The organism is Halomonas flagellata (assembly GCF_022487945.1).
Taxonomy (GTDB): Bacteria; Pseudomonadota; Gammaproteobacteria; order Pseudomonadales; family Halomonadaceae; genus Halomonas; species Halomonas flagellata.
The window spans coordinates 73,315-99,195 of record NZ_JAKVPY010000015.1; the positions used below are offsets into that span (position 1 = coordinate 73,315).

Genomic DNA, 25,881 nt, shown 5'->3' on the forward strand with positions numbered 1-25,881 from the left:
TTGAGGCAGCCAAGCGAGGCCTTGCGGCTGGCCACACACGCCCTTGGCATGGGGAATCCTCCGGGGTGTCGCGGTTCGCGGGGCATGGTCGGGATCAGCGCGAGGCCAGGCGCTCGGCAATCAGTGCTTCGAGCTTGTCCTGATCCTCGGCGAAGCGGCGGATGCCTTCGGCCAGCTTGTCGTTGGCCATGGCGTCCTGGTTATGGCCCCAGCGGAAGGCGGGCTCGGTGAGCAGGGTCGGCCGGGGGCCGCCGCTGCGCGTCATGAGCACCCTGGGTTTTATCTCGCCCGGCGTGGTGGCCAGCTCCTCGAGCAGCGCGGGCGAGATGGTCAGCCGCGGGCAGCCGGCCAGTGCCAGCACCTGGCCGGTGGTGCGGAAGCTGGCGCCCATCACCACGGTGTCGTAGCCACCCTGGCTGACGCGTTGGCACACGCCGCGCACGAACTGCACGCCGGGGTCGGTGTCGGGGGTGAAGTCCTGCCCGGTCGCCTGCTTGTACCAGTCGGTGACTCGGCCGACGAAGGGCGAGACCAGGAAGACGCCGGCATCGAAGCAGGCCTGGGCCTGGGCGTCGCTGAACAACAGGGTCAGGTTGCAGTTGATGCCTTCCCTCTCCAGCACCTCGGCGGCGCGGATTCCCTCCCAGGTCGAGGCCAGCTTGATCAGTACCCGGTCCCTGGACACGCCGCGCTTGTCGTAGAGCGCGACCAGCTCGTGGGCCTTGCGGATGCTGGCCTGGGTGTCGAAGGACAGCTTGGCGGCCACCTCGGTGGACACCCGGCCGGGCACCACCTTGGCGATTTCGCTGCCCATGGCCACGGCGAGGCGGTCCACGGCATGCTCTTCCTGCCGGTCGCTGGTCTCGGCCTTGACCGCGGCGAGTTCCTGGTCGATCAACGCCCGGTAGCCCGGCAGCTCGAAGGCCTTGAGCAGGAGCGAGGGATTGGTGGTGGCGTCATGGGGCTGGTAGCGCTGGATGGCCTCCAGGTCACCGGTATCGGCGACCACCAGGGAGTGTTGTCTGAGCGCGTCGAGTTGATGGGTCATGGAGTGGCTCCCTCAGGTGAGTGATCGGTCTGGTCAGGCGTAGTGATCGGCCAGGGCCTGGCGATATCGACCACCAGCACCTTGGTACTCTGGGTGCCACAGTCCACACCGATATACATGTCAGGCTCCTTGTAGAGTGGGGGATTAGTGGGATGTGAAACCACCGTCGATCGGCAGGCAGGCGCCGCTGATCATCGACGCGGCCGGGCTCAGCAGGAAGGCCACCGGCAGGGCGACTTCCCGGGGGGTGGCGAAGCGTCCCAGGGGAATGGCGGCCAGCATGGGGTCGCGCTTGGCGGGATCCGCCCAGGCGCGTTCGGCCATGGGGGTCAGGGTCACCGTCGGATTGACGCTGTTGACGCGTATGCCCTTGGGCCCCAGCTCGAGGCACAGTACACGGGTCATGGCATCCATGGCCGCCTTGGACGCGCAGTAGCCGAGATGGCCTGGCAGGGCGGCCATGGCCGCCTGGCTGGAGACGTTGACCATGCTGCCCTGGCGGCCGTGCGCGATCATGTGGCGTGCCGCTTCCCGTGCCACCACGGCACTGGCGGTGACGTTGGTGGCCATGATCCGCTCGAGGTCCTGTGCCTTGACGTCCAGGACGTCGTCGAGGATCGAGATGCCGGCACAGTTGACCAGGCCATCGAGGACGGGCATCTCGATGAAGGCCTCGGTGACCGCGGCCTCATCGGTGATGTCGACGGTCAGGGTGCGTGCCCCCAGCTCTTGCTCGAGTTCGCTGAGCTTGTCCCGGTTGCGACCGAACAGCACCAGTTCGGCACCGAGCTCGGCAAGGGACCGGGCGATGTCGAGACCGATGCCGCTGGTCGCACCCGTGACGAGGATGCGTTGATTCTCGAGTTCGAAATTCATGATGTGGTTTCACTCGCTCGGGTGTTGTTGATGTTGAGCCGGTGCATGATTGGCTTGAGCGTCGGATAGAGCCGGCAATACAGGGCGAAGAGGTCGTCGTAGCGACGCGCTGCCGCTTCGGAAGGTTCGGCACGCTCGATCAGGGTGCCATGCCGCAGCGGTTGGTCGAGGTCGATCAGGCCGGTGGCCTGCCCGGCCAGCAGGGCGGCTCCCAGGGCCGCCTCCACGTTCTCGCGGTAGGTGTAGACCGGCATGCGGGTCACGTCGGCGATGATCTGCATCCACAGGTCCGACCGGGTGGCCCCGCCAACCACGATCAGGTGGGAGTCGAGGGGCACCCCCTGACGTTTGCCCGCCTCCATGTTGTGCCGCAGGGCGAAGGTCACGCCTTCCAGCACGGCGCGATACAGGTGATGGCGGCGGTGATAGAGACTGAGACCGATGAAGCCCGCACTGGCCTGGGCATCCCATACCGGGCTGCGTTCCCCCATCAGGTAGGGCAGGAAGAGCAGACCATCGGCGCCCGGGGGGAGCTCTCGGGCGGGCGGCTCGAGCTGGTCGTAGGCGCTGCCATGCTCCCCGGCGGCGATCCGGTCCTCACCGCAGAGGGTGTCGACGAACCAACTGACCGAGGCGCCGGCGGTCAGGGCGCCGCCGAAGGTATAGAGGTCGCGGCCGCTGTTCAACACATGCGGCATGCTGATCAGCCCCTGACCGGGCTCGACGCTTTGGTTGATCACCCCCCAGCACATGCTGGTGCCGATCATGGCGACGTGATTGCCGGGGCGGGTCGCCCCCGCCGCCAGCGTGGCCATGGCCGCATCGACGCCACCGGCGACCACGGGGATATTGGCGCACAGGCCCAGCGAATCGGCCAGCGCCGGCAGCAGGCCGCCGACGGTCGCGCCCGACTCCACCAGTCGGGTCGGGAGCTTGTCCCGATCGAGGTCCAGGGCGTCGAGCATCTCCGTCGACCAGGTGCGTGCCGCCAGGTCGTAGATGCCGCCGATGTTGCCGGCCGAACTGTGGTCGATGGCGATCTCGCCGCTCAGGCGATAGTTGATATAGCTGTTGGGCGGCAGCAGGTAGCGGGTCCGTTCCCAGACATCGGGACGCTCGGCCTTGAGCCACATCATCTTGGTGAAGCCGTAGTAGCTGTCCACGCCATTGCCGGTGACGGCCTCCAGGCGGGCCATGTCGACATGCTCCTTCACCCACTGGACCTGGGCCTCGGCCCGGCGGTCCATCCAGATCAGGCAGGGGTGCAGGGGGCGGATCTCGGCGTCGACCGGGATCCCCGATCCCCCGTAGAGGCTGCTCACACACAGCCCCTTGACGCCCCGGGGATCGATCCCGGGGGCTTTCAGGCAGGTCTGGAGGCAGCGGAGCACGGCCTCCCACCACACGTCCGGCCACTGCTCGGCCCAGAGTGGGCGAGGGGTGTCGACGCGGTAACCTTGGCTATGCTCGGCCAGGATCCGGCCATGGTGATCGATCACCACTGCCTTGGTGCTCTGGGTGCCGATATCGATACCGATGACGGTCTCCATGTAGTTCTCCTCACTCGCGGCTGCGGGTCACCTTGAGTCCCTGGGGCACTCCGGCCGGGACGCCGGCGGCCACCGGGGCCTTGCCCCGGGGCTCGTCGCCTTCTCGGAACATCTGGGCTGATGTCGATGGCTCCAGGGGCTCAGGGCGTGCGCTTGCGGCTGATATAGATGGCCAGCAGGATGATCAGGCCCTTGATGACGTTCTGGAGGTAGGGCGAGACGCCCATCAGGTTGAGGCCGTTGTTGAGCACGCCGAGCAGCAGGGCCCCGACCAGGGTGCCGAGGATCATGCCGCGCCCACCGGTGATGGCGGCCCCCCCCAGGACCACGGCGGCGATGGCGTCGAGCTCGAAGCCGACCCCGGCGTTGGGCTGGCCGCTCATCAGGCGCGATGTCAGGATCAGCCCGGCAATGGCCGCGGTCGTCCCGCTCAGGGTGTAGACCAGCAGCTTGTAGCGTGAGACCCGGATGCCGGACAGTCGTGTGGCCTCTTCGTTGCCGCCGATGGCATACAGGTAGCGACCGGTGGCGGTATGGCTGAGCAGCACATAGCCCAATGCGTAGACGGCGATCATGATCAGGATGGGCATCTCGATGCCGGCCAGGCTGCCGCGTCCGAAGAAGGCGAATTCCGGGGGCAGGCCGGAGATGGGATAGCCACCGGTATAGATCAGGCCGAGCCCGCGGGCGATGCCCATGGTTGCCAGGGTGACGATGATCGGTGGCATGCCGGCGAAGGCGATGAAGACGCCATTGAAGGCGCCGAAGGCGGCGCCCACCAGCAGTCCGATGATGATGGCCAGTGAGGGTGGGACACCGGCGACCATCAGGCCGGCCATGATCGTTCCCGACAGGGCCATCACCGGGCCCACCGAGAGATCGATACCGCCGGTGAGGATGGCCAGGCTCATGCCCACCGCGATGATCGCGATGATCGACGCCTGGCGCGCCAGGTTGGACAGGTTGCTGCCGGACAGGAAGTTGTCATTGATCACCGCCATGGCGATGAAGACGACGATGAAACCGATCAGCGGGTAGAAGATCGGGGTACGGCGCCAGCGGGCCAGTCGCGCTTTGAGGGACTGACGGGCGGTGCCGGGCGTTGAGGCGAGCTGGCTCATGAGCTGAGTCCCCCCGTGGCATGATGCATGATGGATCGTGAGTTGAGATCGTCGCCCTGCAGTTCGGCGGCGATGCGGCCGTGGTAGAAGACTGCGGCGCGGTCGCACAGGCCGAGCACTTCGGGCAGCTCCGAGGAGATCATGATGATCGACACCCCCCGGGCAGTGAGCTCCTTCATCAGGGCGTAGATCTCCGACTTGGCGCCGACGTCGATGCCGCGGGTGGGTTCATCGAAGATCAGCACCTTGCACTGGTGGCCCAGCCAACGGGCGATGACCACCTTCTGCTGGTTGCCGCCGCTGAGGTCGCCCACCGGCGTCTCGGGGCTGGGCGCCTTGACGCGTACCGATGCCATCAGCTGGGCGGCGGTGCGCGACTCCTGATCGCGCCGGATCAGCGGCAAGGCTCCCTGGAATTGCGTCAGGTTGTTCAAGGAGATGTTGTCGCGACACGAGAACGGCAGGATCAGCCCCTGGGTCTTGCGGCTCTCCGGCAGCAGGCCGATCCCTTGCTTGAGGGCACTGGCGGGGTGACGGAGCCTGACCGGCTTTCCCTCCATGCTGATCCTGGCATGAACGGGGCGCGTCGCGCCGATCAGCCCCATGGCCAGTTCCGTGCGACCGGATCCCACCAGGCCGGCGAAGCCGAGGATCTCGCCACGGTGGAGCTTCAGCGAGTGCTCGGGGCCATCGGCGTCGAGGCGCAGGGCCTCGATGTCCAGCACCACATCGTTGTAGTCGGCATCGCAACGGTGTTCGGGGAAGATATTCTCGACGCGTCGGCCGACCATCTTCTCGATCAGGTCGTCGGGGGTGGTCGAGGCGATGTCGCAGTCGTCGACCTTCTCGCCATCGCGCATCACGGTCACGCGATCGCAGATGGTGAAGATCTCCTCCATATGGTGAGAGATGAACACCATGCCGACTTGCTGCTTGCGCAGTTCGCGCATGATGGTGAACAGGTGATCGGCTTCGCTGGGCGTCAGGGTCGCGGTCGGCTCATCGAGGACCAGGATGCGGGCATCCAGCGACAGGGCCTTGGCGATCTCGATGAACTGCTGGTCGGCGACGCTCAGTTCGGCGATGGGACAGTCCAGGGGAATCGAGACCTTGAGGCGGTCGAACAGGTGCCGGGCTTCGCGGATCATGCCGGGCCGGTCGCGGAGCCCGAGCCGGTTGCGCCGTTCGCGGCCCAGGAAGATGTTATCCACGGCATCCAGGTGGGGAATCAGGCTGAATTCCTGGAAGATGATGCCGACCCCGGCATTGAGGGCGTCCTGGTAGCCGTGAAAGTCGCATGTCTTGCCATCGATGATGATGTCCCCCTCGTCCTGGCGGTAGATGCCGCAGAGGATCTTCATCAGGGTCGACTTGCCGGCCCCGTTCTCGCCGAGCAGGGCATGCACCTCGCCGGCGTGGACATCGAGTGACACATCCTGCAGGGCCTTCACCCCGGGGAACGACTTCGAGATGTGCCTCAGGGAAAGTAAAGGAGTCATGGGGATACCCTCGTGTGCCGCCCGAGGCGGCACACGTTGTCAGCGTCAGGGATAGGGGTTACCAGCTGAAGTCGGCAGCCTTGTCGCGGTCGATCAGCTCCACATCGATGGGGATCTCCGCGGGAGCCGTGCTGGCGCCCCAGTGCTTGGCCAGACCCAGGCCAAGGCCCAGGCGCACCATGTCGCGGGGGTATTGCGCCGAGGTGGCGATGAAGGCCGAGTCCGGGCGTTGGATGGCCTCGATGGCTTCAGGATGACCGTCGACACTGACCAGCTTGATGTCCTGGCCACTCCCATCAATGGCGATCAGGGCCCCCAGGGAACCGATGTCGTTGACGCTGAACAGGCCGTCGAGATCCGGGTGGGCCTGGATGATGTTCTCGGTGACCGTCATGGCATGGGTGCGCTCCTGGCGGCCGTTCTGCTTGTCGACGATCTCGATACCGTCGTATTCGTCGAGCGCGGCGGTGCAGCCGTCGATGCGCTGCAGGATGGGGACGACCGGAATGCCGTCCAGCAGGGCCACCTGGCCTTCACCGTCGAGCTGCTGGGCCAGGTAGTCACAGGCCTTGTAGCCGGCGTCGTAGTTCTTGGAGCCCACGAAGCCGTCCACCGGGCCATTGGCCTGGGCATCGATCGCGACGGTGGTGACGCCGGCTTCCTTGGCGGCCAGCACCGCCGTCTCGACACCTACGGAGTCGGCGGGGTTGAGCAGCAGGATGTCGATGCCCCGCTGGATCATGTCTTCGACATCGTTGACTTGCTTGGCGACGTCATGGCGGGCATCGGTGGTGATCACCTCGGCTCCCAGGCTGGCGGCGGCGGTCTCGAGCGCCTCCTGCATGGTCACGAAATATTCGTTGTTGAGCTCCTGGAAGGACATGCCGATTTTCAGGTTGTGGTCATCTGCCCCCACGGTGCCCGCGGCCAGAGCGGTCGAGCTGGCCACTGCAAGAGCGGTATTGCGGAAGGGAACTGAGATTTCGCGGAAATTCATGGTTGGCTCCAGGCTTGTTCTTGTCACGTTGTGATGTGTTGACATTGTTTTGAATGTTAACGTCAACATTTTGAAGACTAGAAGGCCCCGGCTGACAAATCAACAGGGCTCCGACCAATGTCTAATCCTTCCATTTATCCTTGCCAGTCTTCGTCTGGTGGATGCATTAGTTTTGTAAGTCCAGAATCTTCGAAACTTGATGTTCCGGAAGGTGGGCCGAGTCCAAGGGGCATTCTTGCCGATACGATGTCGGATGTTCTCTCTACATATCGAAATTGCTCGGCAGGACCACCATATCGCGAATGGTCACATTGCGAGGGCGAGTCAGCATGTACATGATGGCATCGGCTACCTCGGTCGGCTCGATGATGCTGCCGGACTCCTTCGCCTTGCGCAGATTTTCCTCGGGCCAGTCGGCAAGCAGGGCGCTGTTGACGGGGCCGGGCGAGACCGAGGCGACCCGTATGCCGTGTTTAAGGACCTGGCGGCGCACGGTCTGGACAAAGCTGGTCATGGCCCACTTGGAGGAGGCGTAGATTGGCTCCCAGGGGACGGGAAAATGCCCTGCCACCGAGCTCGTCACCATGATGTCGCCCGTGCCACGCTCCATCATGTGTGGCAGGACATTATGGACGTTCTTCATCACGACACTGACGTTCAGGCTCACCATCCGGTCGATCGCGTCCGGGTCGGCATCGATCAGGTCACCACCGATATAGCTACCGGCATTGGCGTGGAAGATATCGAGCTGGCCTGCCTTCTCCAGGGTCCGCGACAGTAGCGTCGCACAGTCCTTTGGGTCGAGCAGGTCGATGACCAGTGGAATCGCCGCATCGCCGAGCTCTGCGCAGACCGCCGTCAGGGCAGCCTCGTCGCGGTCGACCAGTACCACGCGGGCGCCCGACGAAATCATTGCCTTGACACTGGCCAGCCCGATGCCCGACGCCGCTCCGGTGACGGCTGCAACCTTGCCAGTTAATTCATTTGTCATCATGTTCTCTCCTTTCAATTGCCATTGGTGATCACTTCGACTCGAAGCTTTTTCTTCAGGCCTCTGTGAAGCGAGTGGGTGCTGACATCATTAAAATGTTAACGTCAACATTTCCGCAGGCTAGATGGCTCCTGATGGCAGGTCAACAGGCCTTAGACCAATGTCTAGTGAGGCGGGCGGGGCCCAATCGGGCACCGAGGACAGAGCATAGGGACTGACATCGGCGTCGTGCGGGAGTAACCTCTTGCCTTGGTGGCATCATTACAGCCGATTCGAATTGGAGTGATCCATGGACTGCCTGTTCTGCAAGATCATTAACCGCGAGATTCCCGCCGACATCGTCCATGAGGACGACGAGGTGCTGGCCTTCAACGATATCAACCCCCAGGCGCCGACCCATGTCGTGATCGTGCCCAAGCAGCACATCGCCACCCTCAACGACCTCGAGGAGGGCGACCTGGGGCTGGTCGGCCGGCTAGCGTACACGGCGGCCAGGCTGGCGAAGGAGCGTGGCTTCGCCGACGACGGCTACCGGGTAGTGATGAACTGCAATGACCAGGGCGGACAGACCGTCTATCATATACATATGCACCTGATGGGCGGTCGACGCTTCACTTGGCCGGCTGGCTAGCTGGCGCTCGGCGGCGAAAGCCGCACGCGTCCAGGCGGTTCGACGCATCAGGTGCACCCTTCGACGCCACCGGACGGTGGCGTTGTGCGTTGCAGAGCAGAGCTTCTGGCGCCAACCGCGCTCGGTTACAATGGCACCAGGATCCGCGACGAGGCCGCCATGAACCGCAAGCTCTCCCGTACCGACAACCTGATCCACCAGTTCGATACCGTGCTGCGCACCCTGGTCCCCCATGCCGCCCGGGCGTCACGACCGACTCCCGCCGGCGAGGAAATCCGGGACGAGCCGATGAGCGAGGAGGAGCGGCGCCACGCCGCGGGGCTGATGCGCATCAACCACACCGGCGAGGTCTGTGCCCAGGCGCTCTACCAGGGGCAGGGCCTGACCGCCAAGTTGCCGGAGGTGCGCGGCCAGATGGAGGAGGCCGCCCAGGAGGAGATCGACCACCTCGCCTGGTGCGACGAGCGCCTCCAGGAGCTGCATGACCACACCAGCCGGCTCAACCCCTTCTTCTATGCCGCGTCCTTCGGCCTCGGCGCCGTGGCCGGGGCGATCGGTGATCGCCTCAGCCTGGGCTTCGTCGCGGCCACCGAGGAGCAGGTCGGCAAGCACCTGGACGACCATATGGAGCGCCTGCCACCGGGCGACCACCGCTCCCGCGCAGTACTCCGGCAGATGGCCATCGACGAGGCCCATCACGCCCAGCTGGCGCTGGAGGCCGGCGGCGCCCGCTTCCCGGCGCCGGTGAAGTTCGGCATGTCGCTGATGTCCAGGGTGATGACCAGGAGCGTCTATCGTCTCTGAGCTTCGAGCTTCGAGCTTCGAGCTTCGAGCGAAAATGCTCGTGGCTCGTGGCTCGTAGCTCGCGGCCCCGTGAGCGCTATTCTTCCACGATGGTGAAGGAGTGGCTGACCTCGACGCCGCCCTTGGTCAGCATGATCGAGGCGCTGCAGTACTTCTCGGCCGAGAGTTCCACGGCCCGCTTCACCTGGTTCTCCTTCAGTCCCGTGCCGGAGACGGTGAAGTGCACGTGGATCCGGGTGAAGACACTGGGCACGCTGTCGGCACGCTCCGCCTCGACGGTAGCCACGCAGTCGACCACGGGAGCACGGGACTTCTCGAGGATCTCCAGCACGTCGAAGGAGGTGCAGGCGCCGAGGCCCATCAGCAGCATCTCCATGGGGCGCGGCCCGGTGTTGCGCCCGCCGTGGTCGGGCGGGCCGTCGATGACCACGCTATGACCGCTTCCGGATTCGGCCACGAACTGACGACCGTCGGTCCACTTGACGCTGGCTTTCATGAGACTGATTTCCTTCCTGTGAATGGGTTGGCTCGCTGCACCGCAGGGAGCGTGGCTTCACACGCTTCGGGCAGGGCAGCATAGCACCTGATGGACCGGGGCTCAGCCCCGGTCGGCGCGCAGCCGGCGATCCAGTTCGTCGAGGCGCTGCGGGGTGCCCACGTCGATCCAGGCGCCGCGGTGGTGGTGGCCGCCGACCAGGCCGGCGCGCATGGCCCGGCGCAGCAGCGGGGCCAGGGCGAAGGCGCCCGGGGCCTGGTCGGCCACCAGGGACGGCTGCAGCAGGCTGATCCCGGCGAAGGTGAGCCGCGGCTCGCCCCGGGCATGGACCCGGCCGCGGTCATCCAGGTGGAAGTCGCCGGCCGGATGGTGGTCGGGGTTGTCCACCAGCACCAGGTGGGCCAGGTCGTCGCCGAGCGGCGGCAGGCTGGCCGGGTCCAGGTCGCACCAGATGTCGCCGTTGATCAGCAGGAAGGGTGCCTCGCCCAGCAGCGGCAGGGCCTGGCGGATGCCGCCGCCGGTCTCCAGCGGCGTCTCCTCGCGACTCCAGGCGATGGAGACGCCGAAGTCGCTGCCGTCGCCCAGGGCCGCGATGATCTGCTCGGCCCGGTAGCTGACGTTGATCACCACCTCGCTGATGCCCGCCACGGCCAGCCGCTCCAGGTGGTGAGCGATCAGCGGCCGGTCACCTGCCGGCAGCAGCGGCTTGGGGCAGTGATCGGTGAGGGGGCGCATACGGGTGCCGAGCCCGGCGGCCAGGATCATCGCCTTCATGGGGTGGCCTCCAGGCGCCGCGCCAGCGCCGGGCGGAACTCGTGGGTCAGCCAGGCGCGGAAGGCGTCCTGGTCGGGCAGACTCGCCAGGCTGTCATCGAGGTGGTCGAGAAAGTGCGGCAGCCGCTCCAGGTAGCCGTCGCGGCCGTCGCGCAGGGTCAGGCGGCAGAAGATGCCCAGTACCTTGAGGGCGCGTTGGGCGGCCATGGCCTGGGCCTGGCGGTGAAAGGCCTCGGCAGTGGTGGTGGCCGGCAGGCGGCCGTCGGCCACCGCGCGCCGGCGGAAGGCCTCGACCCAGGCGGCGAAGCGTTCGGGGGCGAAGCGGCAGTAGCGGCCGCGCAGCAGCGAGATCAGGTCGTAGCTGATTGGCCCCGCCACGGCATCCTGGAAGTCGATCAGGTAGAGGTCGTCGTCATGGAGCATCAGGTTCATGGCGTCGAAGTCGCGATGCACCGTGACCACCGGCTGGGCCAGGGCGGAGGCGATCAGCATCTCGCGCAGCGCCGACCAGCCCGGTGGCGTGCTCAGCCCGAGCCACCGCCCCAGGCACCAGTCGGGGAAGAGGTCGAGTTCGCGGCCGAGCAGGGCGGCATCATAGGGCGGCAGCGCCTCGGGGGTGGCGCGGTTCTGCAGCTCGTGGAGCAGCACGAGGGCGCGTTCGTGCCAGGCCAGGGTGTCGGGGTGGGTATCGCCGCGCAGGCGGGCCTGCAGCGGCGTGTCACCCAGGTCGTCGAGCTCGAGAAACCCGGCTTCCAGGTCCTCGCCGTGGAGCCGCGGCACCGGCAGGCCGGCGGAGCGCCAGTGCCGGGCGATGGCCACGAAGGGGTGGCTATCCTCCTGTTCGGGCGGCGCATCCATCAGCATGCGTGTGGTGCCGTCGGGGAGGTGCAGCCGGTAGTAGCGCCGGAAGCTGGCATCGCCGGCGGCCAGGCACAGTGCCAGGGCGTCGGGAGCCAGGCCATGTCGCCCAGCGGCCCAGTGACGCAGTCGTTCGGTTCGCGTGGCGGGGGTGGCCTGGGGCATTCTCGCTCCTGAGTCGATGGACGGGCTGGATGGCCATGCCCGGTTGACGGGTCCATGGCCTCACCGCATGCTGAGCCCACCTCCGCCGGCCTACCGGGTGCGGGAAGTCGGCGGGACAGGCCCGGTGCGGCCTGTATAATACCGGTTCATCCCGCCAAGGACATCGAGGAACATGGGCAAGCGACTCACATGGACGGCCCTGGCCGGCCTGGCGACTTCCGGCCTGCTCAGCGGGCCGCTCTCGGCGGCGCCTCCCGAGCCGCTGCCGGCCGAGTCGCTGGACTGGCAACCCTGGGGCGACGACCGCCCCGCTGACGCGCTGTGCCGCGGTACCTACGTGATGCCCGACTACCGGCTGCCGGCGCCCGAGGGGGAGCGGGTCGGCATCGAGTCGGACAGCGCCCACTACGGCGAGGACGGCGAGTCCATCCTCGGCGGCGAAGTGGTCCTGCGCCGTGGCACCTCCCAGCTCGAGGCGCCGCGCGTTCGGGTGCCGGGCTCGCGGGAGAGCGCCTTCGCCGAGGGGCCGCTGGCGCTGCGCGATCAGGGCCTGCTGGTGCGGGGGCAGGCCGGCGAACTCTCCCTGACCAGTGATGCGGCGAGCATCGACACCGCCCACTATGTGGTCCATGACCATCATCTGCGCGGCGACGCCGTACGCCTCGAGCGCCTCGAGGACGGCCGCTATCGCCTCTCGGAGGCGAGTTTCACCAGCTGCGACCCGGGCAGCGAGCTGTGGCGGCTGATCGGCAACGACGTGGTGCTCGATCGCGAGAGCGGCTTCGGTACCGCCCGTCACGCCCGCCTGGAAATGGGGCGGGTGCCGGTCTTCTACTGGCCCTGGGTACGCTTTCCCATCGATGACCGCCGCCAGACCGGCTTCCTGTGGCCGTCGATCGGGTTCTCCAGCGATGAACTGGACTATGCCCAGCCGTTCTACTGGAACATCGCCCCCAACCATGACGCCACCATCACCCCGCGCTGGATCACCGACCGCGGCCTGCAACTGGGTGGCGAGTACCGCTACCTCTTCCCCAGCGACGCCGGCCAGATCGACGGGGCCTTCCTCGGCAGCGATGACGGCGGTTCCAGCAGCGACCCGAATGCCGCCTCGCGGCGCTTCGAAGGCGAAGACCGCTGGTATGTCGACTACCGGCATGCCGGCCGCTTCGATGCCCGTACCCGCTACCGGCTGCGCTATGGCGTGGCCAGCGACGGACGCTACTTCGACGACTTCGGCCGCGACTTCGGCGAGCAGAGTACCTCGAACCTGCTGCGGCTGGCGCAGATCGACTACCGTGGCGATGTCTGGCAGCTCGACGCCCGGGCCCAGGGCTACCAGAAGCTCGACGACCCGCTGCTCGATCGCGACAAGCCCTTCTACCGCCTGCCCAGCCTGACGGCCAACGCCCGCTGGTCCCAGCAGACCGGCTTCTACCAGCAGTGGCGTTCCAACGCCACCCACTTCTGGCGGGACGTGGACGAGAACCGGGTGCCACTGCGCGAGTCGGCCACCGGCACTCGGCTGCACCTGTCGCCGGCGACCGGCTGGCGCTTCGATCGGAGCTGGGGGCACCTGGAGCCCCGCGTGGAGTGGCTCGCCACCGCCTATGACCTGGACTTCGGCGAACGCCAGACCGACCGCGACACCTCGTTGACCCGCCAGGTGCCGGTGAGCTCCATCGACGGCGGGCTGGTGTTCGAGCGTGAAGTGGAACTCGGCGGGCGTGACTACCGCCAGACCCTCGAACCACGGCTCAACTACGCCTACGTACCGGCTCGGGACCAGAGCGATTTTCCCGACTTCGACGCCAACGAGCGGGCCTTCTCCTGGCAGCAGCTCTGGTCGCCGCACCGCTTCTCCGGGGCCGACCGGGTGGGGGATCTCAACCGGCTCTCGCTGGGGGTCGAGTCACGGCTGCTGGAGGATGAGCGTGGCCGCGAGCGCCTCTCGGTGGGGATGGGGCAGGCGGTGTTCTTCGATGATCGCACCATCGACCTCGATGGCGACCCTGATACCCTGCCGCCGGAGTCGAACTTCGAGCTCCACCGCAACGCCACCCGGAATCGCTCACCGCTGGTGACCCGGCTCGATTGGCGCATCACCGACCGGTGGCGCTCGCGCTGGGAGTGGCTCTATGACGACCGCCTGGAGCGTACCGAACGGGCTTCCACGGACCTGCAGTACCGTGCCCCGGCCGGCCACGTAGTGAACCTCGGCTACCGTTGGGAACTCGAAGGCTTCGATCCCTCGGTGGAGCCGGACGACGACGACTTCCGCAACTTCAACCGCGAGGAGTACGACCTGTCGTTCGCCTGGAAGGCGAGCCCCCGGGTCGACATGATCGGTCGCTTCCTCTACGACAACACCAACGACCGGACGCTGGAGCAACTGGCGGGTGTGCAGTGGAACGACTGCTGCTATGGTCTGCAGCTGGTCTGGCGCGAGTGGATCGACGACAACGATACCGCGGGTGTCGACGACGACTTCGGCGATCGGGGGGTCTTCCTGCGCTTCGTGTTCAAGGGCCTGGGCGGCGTGGGTCGCGAAGCCGACAGCTATTTCGAGGAGGCCATTCCGGGCTATCGCTCCACCGCCTTCTGACCCGGAGGCCGCCAATGAGAGAATCGATGAGAGGAAAGAACGTTATGCGCAGTCGAGGTACCGCCACCCTGGGCGCCGGCCTGCTCCTGGCCCTGTGTCTCGGGGTCTTGCCCCTGGCGGGCCAGGCCCAGGACTTCCAGCCGACGGAGCGCCAGGTGCTGGACCGCATCGTGGCGGTGGTCAACGAGGGGGCGATCATGGAGAGCGAGCTGGCCGAGCGTGTCACCCAGACCCGTAGCCAGCTCGCCGGACGCGGCACCGACCTGCCGCCGGAACGCGTCCTGCGCGAGCAGGTGCTCGACCGCATGATCATCGAGGAGATCCAGCTGCAGATGGCGCGCAACGCGGGGCTCTCCGTCGACGACACCGAACTCAACCGCCAGGTGCGCGCCATCGCCGAGAGCAACGGCATGACCCTCGAGCAGTTCGCCGATGCCCTGGAGGCCGACGGCCTGACGCTGGCGTCGGTGCGCAAGGAAGTGCGCCGCGAGATGCTGCTGCGCCAACTGCAGCAGCGCCAGGTCGCCAGCCGGGTCAATGTCAGCGACCGCGAGGTCGAGCGCTTCCTCGAGCAGCAGGGCGGCGGCAGTGACCAGGGGGTGATCGAGGAGCATCGCGCCCGCCATATCCTGATCGACCTCACCCCCGAGCGCGACGACGACCAGGCCCGCCGGCTGGCCGAGCAGCTCCGCGACCGCCTCGAGGCCGGCGATAGCTTTGCCGCCCTGGCCCAGGAGTACAGTGGCGACCGCGGCAGTGCCATGAACGGTGGCGAGCTCGGCTGGGTGCGCCCCGGTCAGACCGTGCCGGCCTTCGAGGAGGCCCTGGAGGACCTCGAGATCGGCGAGATATCCGCACCGGTGCGCTCCCAGTTCGGCTACCACCTGATCCAGGTGGGGGAGCGTCGCCGGCAGGACGTCAGCGGCGAGGCGCGGCGTGACCAGATCCGCCAGGCGCTGTTCCAGCGCAAGGCCAACGAGGAGCTGGAGGTGTGGCTGCAGGAGATCCGCTCCCAGGCCTTCGTCGACAACCGGCTCGCCGACCGCTGATGGCCGACACCCCGGTCCCCGTGCTGGCCCTGACCACCGGCGAACCCGCCGGCATCGGGCCGGAGCTCGCGGTGATGCTGGCCGCCGAGGAGGCGCCGGCGGCCCGGCTGGTGGCGGTGGGCGACCCCGGCCTGCTGGCCGAGCGTGCCGCGCTGATCGGTCGTGATGTCGAGCTCGTCGAGTGTACGCCGGGCGAGCCGTTGCCCACACCTCGCCCCGGCATGCTGCCGGTGTGGCCGGTGGCGCTGCGCGCGCCGTCGCGGCCCGGCGAACTCGAGGTGGCCAATGCCGCCTACGTGCTCGAGACCCTGGACCTGGCGGTCCGGGCCTGCCGGGAGGGTCAGGCCGCCGGCATGGTCACCGCGCCGCTGCACAAGGGGGTGATCCTCGATGCCGGTCATGCCGGTTTCACCGGCCACACCGAGTACCTGCGCGACGCCTGTGGCGTCGACGAGGTGGTAATGCTGCTGGCCACCGACAGCGCCCTGCATGCCGGCCAGCCCGGTTGGCGCGGCAGTGCCGCGCTGCGGGTGGCCCTGGCCACCACCCACCTGCCGCTGCGCGAGGTGAGCGACGCCCTCACCGGGCCCCGCCTGGCGCGGGTCCTGCGCATCCTCGACGCCGACCTGCGACGCTGGTTCGGGGTGGCCGCGCCGCGCATCGCCGTGTGCGGGCTCAATCCCCATGCCGGGGAGGGCGGCCATCTGGGGCGGGAGGAGCTGGATGTCATCATCCCGGTGCTCGAGGCGCTGCGCGCCGAGGGCCTGACCCTTGACGGCCCGCTGCCCGCCGATACCCTGTTCACTCCGCGCCACCTCGAGGGCGTCGATGCGGTGCTGGCGATGTATCATGACCAGGGGCTGCCGGTGCTCAAGTACGCCGGTTTCGGCCGTGCCGCCAACATCACCCTGGGCCTGCCGCTGGTCCGCACCTCGGTGGACCACGGCACGGCGCTGGACCTGGCCGGTCGCGGCAGCGCCGACCCGGGCAGCCTGCGCGTGGCCGTGGCGCTGGCCGCCGACATGGCGCGGCGCGGCGCTGAAGTAGCACCCATGTGAGGAGCGCCGGGGACAGACCGAAGCGGAGGTCCTGCGCCAGGAATGGCGTCGGTAGCGCCCATGGAAGGGTTCACAGCGCCTCCGCGCAGGTCTGTCGCCGGATCTAACATCCAGCAGAAGACCACAGCGATAGAAGGACACCCCTGAATGGCATCCCGCCCCCCGGTACACCGGGCCCGCAAGCGTTTCGGCCAGAACTTCCTGCGCGACCCGGGCATCATCTCGCGCATCGTGCGCGCCATCGGGCCGCGCCCCGGCGAACGCCTGGTGGAGATCGGTCCCGGCCAGGGCGCACTGACCGAGCCGCTGCTGGAAGCGGCCGACGGGCAGCTCGAGGTGATCGAGCTCGACCGCGACCTGATTCCCGGCCTGCGCGTGCAGTTCTTCAACCATCCCGGGTTCGTGATCCACGAGGGTGACGCCCTGAAGTTCGACTTCGGGGCGCTGCGGGGGGCAGGGGAGCCGCTGCGGGTGGTGGGCAACCTGCCCTACAATATCTCCACCCCCCTGATCATGCACCTGCTCGAGGCCGGCGATGCGGTCGCCGACATGCACTTCATGCTGCAGAAGGAGGTGGTCGACCGCTTGGCCGCCGAGCCGGGCGGCGCCGACTGGGGCCGGCTCTCGGTGATGGCCCAGTACCACTGCCGGGTCGACGCCCTGTTCGTGGTGCCGCCGGAGGCCTTCGTGCCGCGACCCAAGGTCGACTCGGCCATCGTGCGCCTCGCCCCCCACGCCGAACGGCCGTGCCGGGCGCACGACGAGGCGCTGCTGTTCACCCTGGTTCGCGAGGCCTTCGGCCAGCGGCGCAAGACCCTGCGCAACAACCTCAAGGGCCGCATCGCGGCGGCCGACCTCGAGGGGCTGGGGGTCGACCCCGGTCGCCGCCCCCAGACCCTGACGGTGGCCGAGTTCGTGCGCATCGCCAACCACCTGGCCGACGCCGGGCAAGGAGCGACCCCATGACGCTGACACCCCCCGAAGAGTTCGTCGATGCCGTGCGTGTCGACGTGGAGCCGGTCTTCCGCGTGGAGGAGTCCGCCCCCGACGAGCGGCGCTTCGTCTTCAGCTACACGGTCACGGTGCACAACCACTCCCGGCGCAGCGTGCAACTGCTCGCCCGCTACTGGAAGATCACCCAGGGCAGTGGCAAGGTGCAGGAAGTGCGCGGCAAGGGCGTGGTGGGGCAGCAGCCGATGATCGGCCCGGGCCAGACCTTCCGCTACACCAGCCGGGCGATCCTCGATGGCCCGGTGGGGGTGATGGAAGGGGCCTACACCTGTGTCGATACCGCCAGTCAGCACCCTTTCGAGGTGGCCATCGCGCCCTTCCGACTGGCCGGCCCCAACCAGGTGCACTGAGCCACCACACGCGTCGCAAGGAGCGGAGATGACCACCTACGCCATCGGCGATCTACAGGGCTGTCACGTCGAATTCGTCGAACTGCTCGAACGGCTCGAGTTCGATCCGCGCCGCGACCGGCTGTGGCTCGCCGGTGATCTGGTCAATCGCGGGCCCGACTCGCTGGCCTGTCTGCGGGAGGTGATGGCGCTGGGCGAGGCGGCCACCACGGTACTCGGCAACCACGACCTGCACCTGCTCGCGGTGGCGCGGGGGGGAGAGCGCGAGAAGCCCGGCGACACCCTTGCGGAGGTGCTCGAGGCGCCGGACCGCGAGCGGCTGCTCGACTGGCTGCAGTCGCGCCCCCTGTTGCTGCGTGCCGCCGGGACGCCCGGGAGCGGCGAGACGGTGATGACCCATGCCGGGCTGCCGCCCCAGTGGTCGGTGGCGCGCGCCGCCGACCTGGCCGGGGAGCTCGCTGCGACGCTGACCGGCGAGCACGCCGGGGCCTTCCTCGAACGAATGTACGGCAACCGGCCGGCCAGCTGGCGGGACGACCTCGAAGGCGTCGACCGGCTGCGGGTGATCGTCAACACCTTCACCCGCATGCGCTTCATCGACGCCGAGGGGCGGCTCGACTTCACCGCCAGGGAGGGGCTCGACAGCGCCCCTCCCGGTTTCGCCCCCTGGTTCCAGTACCCGCGCCACGACGACCCCTGGCTGCTGTTCGGCCACTGGGCCGCCCTGCAGGGCCGGGTTCCCGGCAGCCGGGTCCGTGCCGAGGCGCTGGATACCGGCTGCGTCTGGGGCGGCCGCCTGACGGCCCTGAACCTGGCGAACGGCGAGCGTGTCAGCGTGCCGAGCCGTCGGGACCGCCCCCGATCCCCCTTTCCGACGACCCGGAGCTCGCCATGAACGCGCCTGCTTTTCGACACCTGGACATTCCGACCCTGGGCGAGTGGCTCGCCGGTGACGAGCCGCTCACCCTGGTCGATATCCGCGACCCCGTTAGCTTCGCCGAGGGCCATATTCCCGGCAGCCGCCATCTGGACAACGACAGCGTGCCGGCGTTGTTCGAGGTGGCCCCACGCGACCGCCCGCTGGTGGTGGTCTGCTACCACGGCCACTCCAGCCAGCAGGCGGCTGCCTGGCTGGCCGGCCAGGGCTTCGCCGAGGTCTACAGCCTCGACGGCGGCTTCACCGACTGGCAGCTGCGGCATCCCGACCGCGTGGAGCGCTGAGTCATGGCCGAGGGACGGGACCCGCACCTGCACGGGCTCGAGGTCTATCGGGTCGGCGGGGCGGTGCGCGATGCGCGGCTCGGCTGGCCGGTCTATGACAACGACTGGGTGGTGGTCGGTGCCACCCCGGAGGCGATGACGCGCCGGGGCTTCAAGCCGGTGGGGCGTGACTTCCCGGTCTTCCTGCATCCCGAGACCCATGAGGAGTACGCCCTGGCCCGCACCGAGCGCAAGTCAGGCCACGGCTACACGGGCTTCACGGTGCACGCCAGCCCGGCGGTCACCCTGGAGGAGGACCTGGCACGGCGCGACCTGACCATCAACGCCATGGCCGAGACTCCGGAGGGCGAGCTGGTCGACCCCCACGGCGGGCTGGCCGACCTGGAGGCGCGGCGGCTGCGCCATGTGTCGCCGGCCTTCGTCGAGGATCCGCTGCGGGTGCTGCGCACCGCCCGCTTCCTGGCCCGTTACGCCGGACTCGGCTTCGTCATCGCCGACGAGACCCGGGCCCTGATGGCCGAACTGGTGGACAGTGGCGAGCTGACCCACCTGGTGGCCGAGCGGGTCTGGACCGAGACCGAGAAGGCCCTCGGCGAGCCCTGGCCTGAGGTCTACTTCCAGGCCCTGGACGAGTGCGGTGCCCTGGCGCAGTTGCTGCCGGAGCTGGTGGCCGATCGTGAGGCCCTGGACGAGGCGCTGGGACGCCTGCACCGGCTGCCCGAGGACATCGAGGCCGAGCAGGAGATTCGCTGGCGCTGGGCCCGGCTGGTCGAGCACCTGGGGGAATCGGCGCGGACGGCCCTGGCCGAGCGGCTGCGCCTGCCCAGGGCCCATGCCGACCTGGCGCGTCAGGCTGCTCTGACCCGGCAACTGAGGCTGGAGGCCGGGTGCGAGACGCCGGATGGGGCGAGGGTGCTGGCCTGGCTCGATGGCATCGATGCCTGGCGGCGCAGCGAGCGGGTCGCCCCCCTGGTCAGCCTGGTCAGCCTGGATGATCCCGGCCTGGCCGTGGGCCTGGCGCTGGCCTGGCGGCTGGCGGCGCAGATCCTGCCGAGGGTGTTGGTGGAAGAGGGGTTCAAGGGGCGTGCGCTCGGCGAGGAGCTCGCCCGGCGACGCCGGGAGGCGATCGATGCCGCGCTGTGACGGCGGCGAGCGCGGGAGGGTTCGGCGATCAGTCGGCCCGGGAGATCGTGCGGCCGGCCCAGACGAACTCCACCGGCCAGAGGCGCTGGTCGCCGGCCGCGAAGCTCGCCCAGTGGTCGCGGTAGGTCCGGCCGGTGAGCGGGTGGCGCGCGTCCGGCAGCAGTTCGGCCAGCGGCAGCAGCACGAAGGCGTGGTGGAGGATCTCGGCGCGTGGCAGCTCGACGCCGTCCTGGAAGCCGGTGAGGTCGCCCACCGTCAGCAGGTCGATGTCCAGGGTACGGGGACTGAACTTGGGGCTGTCCTTGCGCCGGCCGTTGGCGAACTCCAGCCGCTTGCACCAGGCCTGCAGTTCACCCACCGGCCAGTCGCTCGCGAACACCGCCACCAGGTTGTAGAAGTTGCGACCGTCCTCGAAGCCCACCGGTTCGCTTTCGAAGACCCGCGAGACGGCCAGTGCGCCGAAGGTGGCCGTCAGGGCATCCAGGCAGGCGCGCACGTGGCGGTCGCGGTCGATGTTGCTGCCGATGCTGACGCTGACCCGAGCCATCAGTTGCCCTCCGGTGGGGTACCGCGCTCGATGCGCACGCCCACCGCCGCCGCGGCGGCCACGGCGCCGGGCTTGCGGACGGTCAGGCGCAGCCAGGCGATGGCGAACTCTTCGCGCAGGGTGGCCGCGAGCCGCTCGGCGAAGGTCTCCACCAGGGCGAAGTCGTGCTCCCCGGCGAAGGCCGCGATGCGTGCGCTGATGGCGGCGTAGTCCAGCGTCAGGGCGATGTCGTCGTCCGCCGCGGCGGGGCGGATGTCGGTGGCGAGTTCGAGGTCGAGCACCAGGCGCTGGGTGATGGTGCGTTCCCAGTCGTAGACCCCGATCACGGTGTCCACGCCGAGTGACTCGATCAGCACAAGATCCATAATGAACGGCTTTTCCGGGCGTTGGTGTGGCGGCGATTGTACGCGAGCCGGCCGCGGGACGACACCGTGCCGACGACGTCCTGCTGTCCCGTTGCGCTCGTGGCTGGCAGAATCCGTCCCCAGACAATCACGAGAGGTCGGCCCGTGGCGGCGCAACCCGAACTCCTACTTCCGCTGGTGGCACTGGGCTATCTCAGCGGCACCTGGCTCGGCGCCCTGACCGTGTGCCGGCTCGCCGGCGTGCGTGACCCGCGCCTGGCCGGTTCCTGCAACCCCGGCTTCTCCAATGTGCTGCGCCTCTACGGCACGCGCCTGGCCCTGGCCACCCTGGTGGTGGATGCGGCCAAGGGCATGCCGGTGCTGTGGCTGGCCATGGCCATGGGAATGCCGCCCTGGGCCCAGGGCCTGGTCGGTCTCGGCGTGCTGCTGGGCCACAGCTATCCGGCCTGGCACCGCTTCCGCGGCGGCAAGGCGGTGGCCAGCGCCTTCGGCGTGATGCTGGTACTGACCCCCTGGGTGGCGCTGGTCTGCGCCGCACTCTGGTCATTGCTGGCCTGGTGGGTGCGCACCGCCGCCATCGCCACCCTGGCCAGTGCCGCCCTGGCGCCGCTGGCCAGTATCTGGCTGGCGCCGGACTACGTCGGGGTGGTGATTGCCTTCACCCTGCTGGTGCTGGCGCGCCATGTGCTCAATATCCGCCGTCTGGGCCGCGGCGACGAGCCGGGGTTGGGGCGCCGTCACGACTAGTCAACCCGCGACATCGGTGGCTCGGGAGGGTGACGAAGCTCGCGATCCCGTGGACGCAACCCTGACACATCGCTTGCGGCCTGCGCGTCGGGCCGGAACAAGGTCCCCCTTGCCGGCCCTGAATCGACATCCCTGTCGATTCCCGCGCGCCGCAGCGCTCGTTGTCAGCGTCCCCGGGTATATATCGCTTCGCTTCGTTACCCTGTCTCGCCCGCTTCTGGTAGCCAGGCGGCAACTGGCTCTTGGCTGAGCGCCTGCCCGAGGGTCAGCCGCGGGAGAAGGTCGCCAGCCGTCAGGTGCCGGCAGGTGCTTCGAGGCTATCCATCGGCCAGCGCGGCACGGCCTTCATGATGCCGGTCTCGTCGTGCTCGCCGGCCAGCAGTCGCTGGGCCCCCACGTAGGCAATCATCGCCCCGTTGTCGGTGCAGAAGCGGCCGCGGGGATAGTAGGCGCGGGCGCCACGCTTGTCGGTCTCGCGCTCCAGGCGCTCGCGCAGGCGCACGTTGGCGCTCACCCCGCCGGCCACCACCAGCCGCTTGAGGCCGGTCGCATCCAGGGCGCGGCGGCACTTGATCACCAGGGTATCCACCACCGCCTCCTCGAAGGCCCGGGCCACATCGGCACGGGCCTGGTCGTCCAGGTTCCCGGCCGCCTCCAGCTCGCGGATCGCCGTCAGGGTGTGGGTCTTGAGCCCCGAGAAGCTGAAGTCCAGGCCCGGCCGGTCGGTCATCGGTCGCGGGAAGCGGAAGCGGCCCGGGTCGCCCGACTCGGCCAGCCGGGCCACATGGGGACCGCCGGGGTAGTCGAGGCCGAGCATCTTGGCGGCCTTGTCGAAGGCCTCGCCGGCGGCGTCGTCCACCGACTCCCCCAGCAACCGGTACTGGCCGAGCCCCCGCACCTCGACCAGTTGGGTGTGGCCACCGGAGACCAGCAGGGCGACGAAGGGAAAGGCCGGGGGGGCATCCTCGAGCATCGGCGCCAGCAGGTGACCCTCCATATGGTGGACACCGAGCACCGGGATGCCCAGGGCGCGGGCCATGCCGTGGGCGGTACTGGCGCCCACCATCAGCGCGCCCACCAGGCCGGGGCCGGCAGTGTAGGCGATGGCATCGAGCTGGTGACGGCCCAGGCCGGCCTCGTCGAGCACCTGCTGGATCAGCGGTAGCAGGCGGCGGGTGTGATCGCGGGAGGCGAGCTCGGGCACCACGCCGCCATATTCGGCGTGCATGGCGACCTGGCTGTAGAGCGCGTCGGCCACGAGGCCGCGCTCGCTGTCGAAGAGGGCGACGCCGGTCTCGTCGCAGGAGGTCTCGATGCCCAGTACGCGCATGGTGATGGCTCGGTAGTGCAGGGAAGGGGCGTATTCTACGCGCTTTGGCCGCGGGGCGGCAGGGCCAGGGGGGAGACGGTTTGCAAAGCCTGGGTGTGGGGTCTAGAATACTGTGCGCTGCAAGACTGGGTCGTGCGCCCAGGTGGCGATTTCCCGTGACGCATCCGTCCGAACCTGGTCTGTCCGGTGCCGTCTGACCGACGATGGCTCGCCGGCCAAGCGCGAAGGTTCGGGCATGGTGTTCGCGGCAGGAGCCGCCCGCAGGGGTGTGCGTGCTAACCGAACTCAAGTTTCCTAAGGTAGGTGAGTGCTTAATGCCTTCTGTCAAAGTACGTGATAACGAGCCGTTTGACGTCGCGCTGCGTCGCTTCAAGCGTTCCTGTGAAAAAGCCGGTGTTCTCTCCGAGGTTCGTCGTCGTGAGAACTACGAGAAGCCGACCGCAGAGCGCAAGCGCAAGGCGGCTGCCGCCGTCAAGCGCCACGCCAAGAAGCTTCAGCGCGAGCGCAAGCGTTTCGAACGGCTCTATTGATCCGTACTGGAGTCGGCCGTAGCGCGCTGCGCGGGCCGTCTCAGGAGGGACGCCAAGCGGCCGCCATTCGGTGGCCGCTTGTTTTTTCCGTCGCGCGTTCGTTGCCGCACCGCTCGAGGTAGTTCACCAGGATGGCCGGTCAGATTCCGCAGCGTTTCATCGATGACCTGTTGGCCCGTGTCGACGTGGTCGAGGTGGTCGGCGAGCGCGTGCAGCTGAAGAAGGCCGGGCGCAATCATTCGGGGCTCTGCCCCTTCCACCAGGAGAAGACGCCGTCGTTCACCGTCAGCGCCGACAAGCAGTTCTACCACTGTTTCGGCTGCGGCGCCCACGGCAATGCCCTGCGCTTCCTGATGGAGTACGACAAGCTGCGCTTCCCCGAGGCCGTGGAACAGCTCGCCTCCCGCCTCGGCATGGAGGTGCCCCGGGAGGGTGCCGACGATCCGCGGGCCCAGGCCCGGGAGCGCAAGCGCAAGGAGGGGGTCAACCTGCTCGAGCTCTCGGCATCCTTCTTCCGCGAGCGGCTGAAGATGCCGGAAGCCGGCGCCGCCCGGGGCTACCTGGCGCGTCGCGGGCTGTCGCCGGAGGTGCAGCAGGCCTTCGGTATCGGCTACGCCCCCGACGACTGGGAGGCGCTCAAGCGCCACCTGGGGGAGCGGGGGGTGTCCGAGGCGGTGCAGGTGGAGTACGGCCTGCTGGTGCACCGCGAGGAGAGCGGGCGTACCTATGACCGCTTCCGCGATCGGGTGATGTTCCCGATCCGCGATATCAAGGGGCGCACCATCGCCTTCGGTGGGCGGGTGCTGGGCGATGCCAAGCCCAAGTACCTGAATTCGCCCGAGACGCCGGTGTTCCACAAGGGGCGCGAGCTCTACGGGCTGTTCGAGGCGCGCCAGGCCGAGTCGCGCCTCGAGCGCCTGGTGATCGTCGAGGGCTACATGGATGTGGTGGCCCTGGCACAGTTCGGCATCCGCAATGCCGTGGCGACGCTGGGGACCTCGACCAGCGAGGAGCATCTTTCCCGGCTGTTCCGGCTGGTGGGCGAGGTGGTGTTCTGCTTCGACGGCGACCGGGCCGGTCGCCAGGCGGCCACCCGGGCGCTGGAGACGGTGCTGCCGCTGATGATCGATGGCCGCCAGGCGCGCTTCCTGTTCCTGCCCGAAGGCGAGGATCCGGATACCCTGGTGCGTCGCGAGGGGCCGGAGGCCTTCAACGACCGGATCACCTGTGCGAGCCCCTTGTCGGAGTTCCTCTTCGACCAGGCGGCCGCCGGGCGCGACCTGGCCCGCGTCGAGGATCGCGAGCGCTATGCCAGCCAGGTGCTGGCGGCACTCGGCAGGCTGCCGGAGGGCGTGCTGAAATCGCTGATGCTCAGTGAACTCTCGCGTCGTACCGGCGTCGACCAGTCAAGCTTCGAGAATTTGATGGCGCGCAACGCCCCGTCGCCTGTCGAGGCGAGCGCCGTGGGTGACGCGGCCGGTGTGTCGGGAGACGAGGCGCCACCCCCGAGGGGGGAGAGTCGGCGCGGGGCCGGCAGCGGGTCGCTGAGCCTGGTGGCGCGAATGCTGCAGCTGCTGGTGCACGAGCCGTCCCTGATCGAGCGGGTGCCCGAAGGCGACGACTGGTGCCCGGGGGAGGATAGCGATGGTGCGTTGTGCCGGGACGTGATCCGGCTGCTGCGGGCGGGCCGCTACCGCAGCGCCCAGGTGCTGCTGGCGCACTTCCACGGCAGCCACGAGGGCGAGCGGTTGGCGGCGCTGGCGGGTCGTGAGCTGCTGATCCCGCGTACGGCAAGGGGGGCCGAGCTGGATGGGCTGGTCGAGCATTTTCGCCGACACCAGCGGCGCCGGTCGCCCCGAGAGGAGATCGATGCCCTGCTGGCCAGGGAGAAGGCCGGGGAGCGGCTGACACGGGAGGAGCGGCAGCGCCTGATGGCACTGCTCAGCGAACTGCATGGCTGAGATCGCGGGGCCGCCGCCGCCCCCCGGAACGTTGGCGTCGGGGTTGAATTTTCTCCTACTATCACCATGTAGGAGACATCGTCCAGCACCGGCGTAACCTGACAACCTAACACACCTGAATGACCGCGCAAATAGATCGAACTGGCAGAAAGGTG

26 protein-coding genes are annotated in these 25,881 nt (G+C 68.3%); 13 read left to right on the forward strand and 13 right to left on the reverse strand.

Annotated features, from left to right (window positions below; translation table 11 throughout):
* Nucleotides 1-94 precede the first annotated feature (94 nt).
* The 7 genes from tal to MKP05_RS13430 all read right to left on the reverse strand — a co-directional run bounded on the left by tal (nt 95) and on the right by MKP05_RS13430 (nt 8,085).
* The gene (gene tal / locus MKP05_RS13400; RefSeq protein ID WP_240568711.1) at nt 95-1,048 is read right to left on the reverse strand and encodes a transaldolase; all 954 of its coding nucleotides are present in this window, start codon (nt 1,046-1,048) and stop codon (nt 95-97) included.
* A 144-nt stretch (nt 1,049-1,192) separates the two neighbouring features.
* Nucleotides 1,193-1,924 carry an SDR family oxidoreductase gene (locus MKP05_RS13405; RefSeq protein ID WP_240568713.1) on the reverse strand — a complete coding sequence of 244 codons (732 nt, stop codon included), beginning with the start codon at nt 1,922-1,924 and terminating at the stop codon, nt 1,193-1,195.
* Nucleotides 1,921-3,474: an FGGY-family carbohydrate kinase gene (locus MKP05_RS13410; protein ID WP_240568716.1), complete on the reverse strand. Its 1,554-nt coding sequence runs from the start codon at nt 3,472-3,474 to the stop codon at nt 1,921-1,923. The genes MKP05_RS13405 and MKP05_RS13410 overlap by 4 nt, the downstream gene beginning before the upstream one ends.
* A gap of 140 nt (nt 3,475-3,614) precedes the next feature.
* On the reverse strand, nt 3,615-4,595 hold the full coding sequence (locus MKP05_RS13415) for an ABC transporter permease (protein WP_110283292.1): 981 nt from the start codon (nt 4,593-4,595) through the stop codon (nt 3,615-3,617).
* Complete coding sequence (locus tag MKP05_RS13420) at nt 4,592-6,094, reverse strand: sugar ABC transporter ATP-binding protein (protein WP_110283293.1); 1,503 nt, start codon at nt 6,092-6,094, stop codon at nt 4,592-4,594. Before MKP05_RS13420 ends, MKP05_RS13415 begins: the two co-directional genes overlap by 4 nt.
* Before the next feature lie 58 nt (nt 6,095-6,152).
* Nucleotides 6,153-7,091: an ABC transporter substrate-binding protein gene (locus tag MKP05_RS13425; RefSeq protein WP_240568718.1), complete on the reverse strand. Its 939-nt coding sequence runs from the start codon at nt 7,089-7,091 to the stop codon at nt 6,153-6,155.
* A 262-nt stretch (nt 7,092-7,353) separates the two neighbouring features.
* Entirely contained in the window at nt 7,354-8,085 is a 732-nt protein-coding gene (locus MKP05_RS13430) for an SDR family oxidoreductase (protein WP_258364124.1), read from the reverse strand.
* A gap of 286 nt (nt 8,086-8,371) precedes the next feature.
* On the opposite strand from MKP05_RS13430, the gene MKP05_RS13435 reads away from it, so the two are divergent.
* Nucleotides 8,372-8,713, forward strand: coding sequence for a histidine triad nucleotide-binding protein (locus tag MKP05_RS13435; RefSeq protein WP_110283295.1), 342 nt, complete (start codon nt 8,372-8,374; stop codon nt 8,711-8,713).
* A 159-nt stretch (nt 8,714-8,872) separates the two neighbouring features.
* Nucleotides 8,873-9,517 carry a 2-polyprenyl-3-methyl-6-methoxy-1,4-benzoquinone monooxygenase gene (coq7, locus tag MKP05_RS13440; RefSeq protein ID WP_240568720.1) on the forward strand — a complete coding sequence of 215 codons (645 nt, stop codon included), beginning with the start codon at nt 8,873-8,875 and terminating at the stop codon, nt 9,515-9,517.
* Between the two features lie 76 nt (nt 9,518-9,593).
* Here coq7 and MKP05_RS13445 read toward each other — a convergent pair whose 3' ends face one another.
* The 3 genes from MKP05_RS13445 to MKP05_RS13455 form a co-directional block, all read right to left on the reverse strand.
* Nucleotides 9,594-10,013 (reverse strand): OsmC family protein, encoded by a 420-nt coding sequence (locus MKP05_RS13445; RefSeq protein WP_110283297.1) that lies wholly within the window; start codon nt 10,011-10,013, stop codon nt 9,594-9,596.
* A gap of 102 nt (nt 10,014-10,115) precedes the next feature.
* On the reverse strand, nt 10,116-10,787 hold the full coding sequence (murU, locus tag MKP05_RS13450; protein ID WP_240568722.1) for an N-acetylmuramate alpha-1-phosphate uridylyltransferase MurU: 672 nt from the start codon (nt 10,785-10,787) through the stop codon (nt 10,116-10,118).
* Nucleotides 10,784-11,809, reverse strand: coding sequence for an aminoglycoside phosphotransferase family protein (locus tag MKP05_RS13455; protein WP_240568724.1), 1,026 nt, complete (start codon nt 11,807-11,809; stop codon nt 10,784-10,786). Before MKP05_RS13455 ends, murU begins: the two co-directional genes overlap by 4 nt.
* 172 nt (nt 11,810-11,981) lie before the next feature.
* On the opposite strand from MKP05_RS13455, the gene MKP05_RS13460 reads away from it, so the two are divergent.
* The 8 genes from MKP05_RS13460 to MKP05_RS13495 all read left to right on the forward strand — a co-directional run bounded on the left by MKP05_RS13460 (nt 11,982) and on the right by MKP05_RS13495 (nt 20,246).
* A complete protein-coding gene (locus MKP05_RS13460; RefSeq protein ID WP_240568727.1) occupies nt 11,982-14,414 on the forward strand; it encodes an LPS-assembly protein LptD in 2,433 nt (810 codons plus the stop codon).
* A 44-nt stretch (nt 14,415-14,458) separates the two neighbouring features.
* On the forward strand, nt 14,459-15,463 hold the full coding sequence (locus MKP05_RS13465; protein ID WP_240568729.1) for a peptidylprolyl isomerase: 1,005 nt from the start codon (nt 14,459-14,461) through the stop codon (nt 15,461-15,463).
* Nucleotides 15,463-16,521 carry a 4-hydroxythreonine-4-phosphate dehydrogenase PdxA gene (pdxA, locus tag MKP05_RS13470; RefSeq protein WP_240568732.1) on the forward strand — a complete coding sequence of 353 codons (1,059 nt, stop codon included), beginning with the start codon at nt 15,463-15,465 and terminating at the stop codon, nt 16,519-16,521. The genes MKP05_RS13465 and pdxA overlap by 1 nt, the downstream gene beginning before the upstream one ends.
* A 147-nt stretch (nt 16,522-16,668) precedes the next feature.
* Complete coding sequence (gene rsmA / locus MKP05_RS13475; RefSeq protein WP_110283303.1) at nt 16,669-17,487, forward strand: 16S rRNA (adenine(1518)-N(6)/adenine(1519)-N(6))-dimethyltransferase RsmA; 819 nt, start codon at nt 16,669-16,671, stop codon at nt 17,485-17,487.
* Nucleotides 17,484-17,882, forward strand: coding sequence for a Co2+/Mg2+ efflux facilitator ApaG/CorD (apaG, locus tag MKP05_RS13480; protein WP_110283304.1), 399 nt, complete (start codon nt 17,484-17,486; stop codon nt 17,880-17,882). Before rsmA ends, apaG begins: the two co-directional genes overlap by 4 nt.
* Nucleotides 17,883-17,910: 28 nt before the next feature.
* Nucleotides 17,911-18,777 carry a symmetrical bis(5'-nucleosyl)-tetraphosphatase gene (locus MKP05_RS13485; RefSeq protein WP_240568734.1) on the forward strand — a complete coding sequence of 289 codons (867 nt, stop codon included), beginning with the start codon at nt 17,911-17,913 and terminating at the stop codon, nt 18,775-18,777.
* Nucleotides 18,774-19,103: a thiosulfate sulfurtransferase GlpE gene (glpE, locus tag MKP05_RS13490; RefSeq protein ID WP_110283306.1), complete on the forward strand. Its 330-nt coding sequence runs from the start codon at nt 18,774-18,776 to the stop codon at nt 19,101-19,103. Before MKP05_RS13485 ends, glpE begins: the two co-directional genes overlap by 4 nt.
* A gap of 3 nt (nt 19,104-19,106) precedes the next feature.
* Nucleotides 19,107-20,246, forward strand: coding sequence for a tRNA nucleotidyltransferase/poly(A) polymerase-related protein (locus tag MKP05_RS13495; RefSeq protein ID WP_240568736.1), 1,140 nt, complete (start codon nt 19,107-19,109; stop codon nt 20,244-20,246).
* Between the two features lie 28 nt (nt 20,247-20,274).
* Here MKP05_RS13495 and folK read toward each other — a convergent pair whose 3' ends face one another.
* Nucleotides 20,275-20,793, reverse strand: coding sequence for a 2-amino-4-hydroxy-6-hydroxymethyldihydropteridine diphosphokinase (folK, locus tag MKP05_RS13500; protein WP_240568738.1), 519 nt, complete (start codon nt 20,791-20,793; stop codon nt 20,275-20,277).
* Entirely contained in the window at nt 20,793-21,158 is a 366-nt protein-coding gene (folB, locus tag MKP05_RS13505; protein WP_110283309.1) for a dihydroneopterin aldolase, read from the reverse strand. The genes folK and folB overlap by 1 nt, the downstream gene beginning before the upstream one ends.
* A 144-nt stretch (nt 21,159-21,302) precedes the next feature.
* Here folB and plsY point away from each other — a divergent pair, with 144 nt between their 5' ends.
* Nucleotides 21,303-21,905, forward strand: coding sequence for a glycerol-3-phosphate 1-O-acyltransferase PlsY (gene plsY, locus MKP05_RS13510; RefSeq protein ID WP_110283310.1), 603 nt, complete (start codon nt 21,303-21,305; stop codon nt 21,903-21,905).
* A 292-nt stretch (nt 21,906-22,197) separates the two neighbouring features.
* Here the strand turns inward: plsY and tsaD are convergent, their stop codons facing one another.
* Nucleotides 22,198-23,235 (reverse strand): tRNA (adenosine(37)-N6)-threonylcarbamoyltransferase complex transferase subunit TsaD, encoded by a 1,038-nt coding sequence (gene tsaD, locus MKP05_RS13515; protein ID WP_240568740.1) that lies wholly within the window; start codon nt 23,233-23,235, stop codon nt 22,198-22,200.
* A 314-nt stretch (nt 23,236-23,549) separates the two neighbouring features.
* Between tsaD and rpsU the strand changes: the two genes are divergently transcribed.
* Together rpsU and dnaG are read left to right on the forward strand one after the other, a co-directional pair.
* Complete coding sequence (gene rpsU, locus MKP05_RS13520; protein WP_086622362.1) at nt 23,550-23,765, forward strand: 30S ribosomal protein S21; 216 nt, start codon at nt 23,550-23,552, stop codon at nt 23,763-23,765.
* Between the two features lie 131 nt (nt 23,766-23,896).
* Complete coding sequence (gene dnaG / locus MKP05_RS13525; protein ID WP_240568741.1) at nt 23,897-25,726, forward strand: DNA primase; 1,830 nt, start codon at nt 23,897-23,899, stop codon at nt 25,724-25,726.
* Nucleotides 25,727-25,881 lie beyond the last annotated feature (155 nt).

What these genes read in the sequence shown, in the direction of transcription:
- tal (WP_240568711.1), bottom strand. Translation starts at nt 1,048, where the DNA reads ATGACCCATCAACTCGACGCGCTCAGACAACACTCCCTGGTGGTCGCC.
- MKP05_RS13405 (WP_240568713.1), bottom strand. Translation starts at nt 1,924, where the DNA reads ATGAATTTCGAACTCGAGAATCAACGCATCCTCGTCACGGGTGCGACC.
- MKP05_RS13410 (WP_240568716.1), bottom strand. Translation starts at nt 3,474, where the DNA reads ATGGAGACCGTCATCGGTATCGATATCGGCACCCAGAGCACCAAGGCA.
- MKP05_RS13415 (WP_110283292.1), bottom strand. Translation starts at nt 4,595, where the DNA reads ATGAGCCAGCTCGCCTCAACGCCCGGCACCGCCCGTCAGTCCCTCAAA.
- MKP05_RS13420 (WP_110283293.1), bottom strand. Translation starts at nt 6,094, where the DNA reads ATGACTCCTTTACTTTCCCTGAGGCACATCTCGAAGTCGTTCCCCGGG.
- MKP05_RS13425 (WP_240568718.1), bottom strand. Translation starts at nt 7,091, where the DNA reads ATGAATTTCCGCGAAATCTCAGTTCCCTTCCGCAATACCGCTCTTGCA.
- MKP05_RS13430 (WP_258364124.1), bottom strand. Translation starts at nt 8,085, where the DNA reads ATGATGACAAATGAATTAACTGGCAAGGTTGCAGCCGTCACCGGAGCG.
- MKP05_RS13435 (WP_110283295.1), top strand. Translation starts at nt 8,372, where the DNA reads ATGGACTGCCTGTTCTGCAAGATCATTAACCGCGAGATTCCCGCCGAC.
- coq7 (WP_240568720.1), top strand. Translation starts at nt 8,873, where the DNA reads ATGAACCGCAAGCTCTCCCGTACCGACAACCTGATCCACCAGTTCGAT.
- MKP05_RS13445 (WP_110283297.1), bottom strand. Translation starts at nt 10,013, where the DNA reads ATGAAAGCCAGCGTCAAGTGGACCGACGGTCGTCAGTTCGTGGCCGAA.
- murU (WP_240568722.1), bottom strand. Translation starts at nt 10,787, where the DNA reads ATGAAGGCGATGATCCTGGCCGCCGGGCTCGGCACCCGTATGCGCCCC.
- MKP05_RS13455 (WP_240568724.1), bottom strand. Translation starts at nt 11,809, where the DNA reads ATGCCCCAGGCCACCCCCGCCACGCGAACCGAACGACTGCGTCACTGG.
- MKP05_RS13460 (WP_240568727.1), top strand. Translation starts at nt 11,982, where the DNA reads ATGGGCAAGCGACTCACATGGACGGCCCTGGCCGGCCTGGCGACTTCC.
- MKP05_RS13465 (WP_240568729.1), top strand. Translation starts at nt 14,459, where the DNA reads ATGCGCAGTCGAGGTACCGCCACCCTGGGCGCCGGCCTGCTCCTGGCC.
- pdxA (WP_240568732.1), top strand. Translation starts at nt 15,463, where the DNA reads ATGGCCGACACCCCGGTCCCCGTGCTGGCCCTGACCACCGGCGAACCC.
- rsmA (WP_110283303.1), top strand. Translation starts at nt 16,669, where the DNA reads ATGGCATCCCGCCCCCCGGTACACCGGGCCCGCAAGCGTTTCGGCCAG.
- apaG (WP_110283304.1), top strand. Translation starts at nt 17,484, where the DNA reads ATGACGCTGACACCCCCCGAAGAGTTCGTCGATGCCGTGCGTGTCGAC.
- MKP05_RS13485 (WP_240568734.1), top strand. Translation starts at nt 17,911, where the DNA reads ATGACCACCTACGCCATCGGCGATCTACAGGGCTGTCACGTCGAATTC.
- glpE (WP_110283306.1), top strand. Translation starts at nt 18,774, where the DNA reads ATGAACGCGCCTGCTTTTCGACACCTGGACATTCCGACCCTGGGCGAG.
- MKP05_RS13495 (WP_240568736.1), top strand. Translation starts at nt 19,107, where the DNA reads ATGGCCGAGGGACGGGACCCGCACCTGCACGGGCTCGAGGTCTATCGG.
- folK (WP_240568738.1), bottom strand. Translation starts at nt 20,793, where the DNA reads ATGGCTCGGGTCAGCGTCAGCATCGGCAGCAACATCGACCGCGACCGC.
- folB (WP_110283309.1), bottom strand. Translation starts at nt 21,158, where the DNA reads ATGGATCTTGTGCTGATCGAGTCACTCGGCGTGGACACCGTGATCGGG.
- tsaD (WP_240568740.1), bottom strand. Translation starts at nt 23,235, where the DNA reads ATGCGCGTACTGGGCATCGAGACCTCCTGCGACGAGACCGGCGTCGCC.
- rpsU (WP_086622362.1), top strand. Translation starts at nt 23,550, where the DNA reads ATGCCTTCTGTCAAAGTACGTGATAACGAGCCGTTTGACGTCGCGCTG.
- dnaG (WP_240568741.1), top strand. Translation starts at nt 23,897, where the DNA reads ATGGCCGGTCAGATTCCGCAGCGTTTCATCGATGACCTGTTGGCCCGT.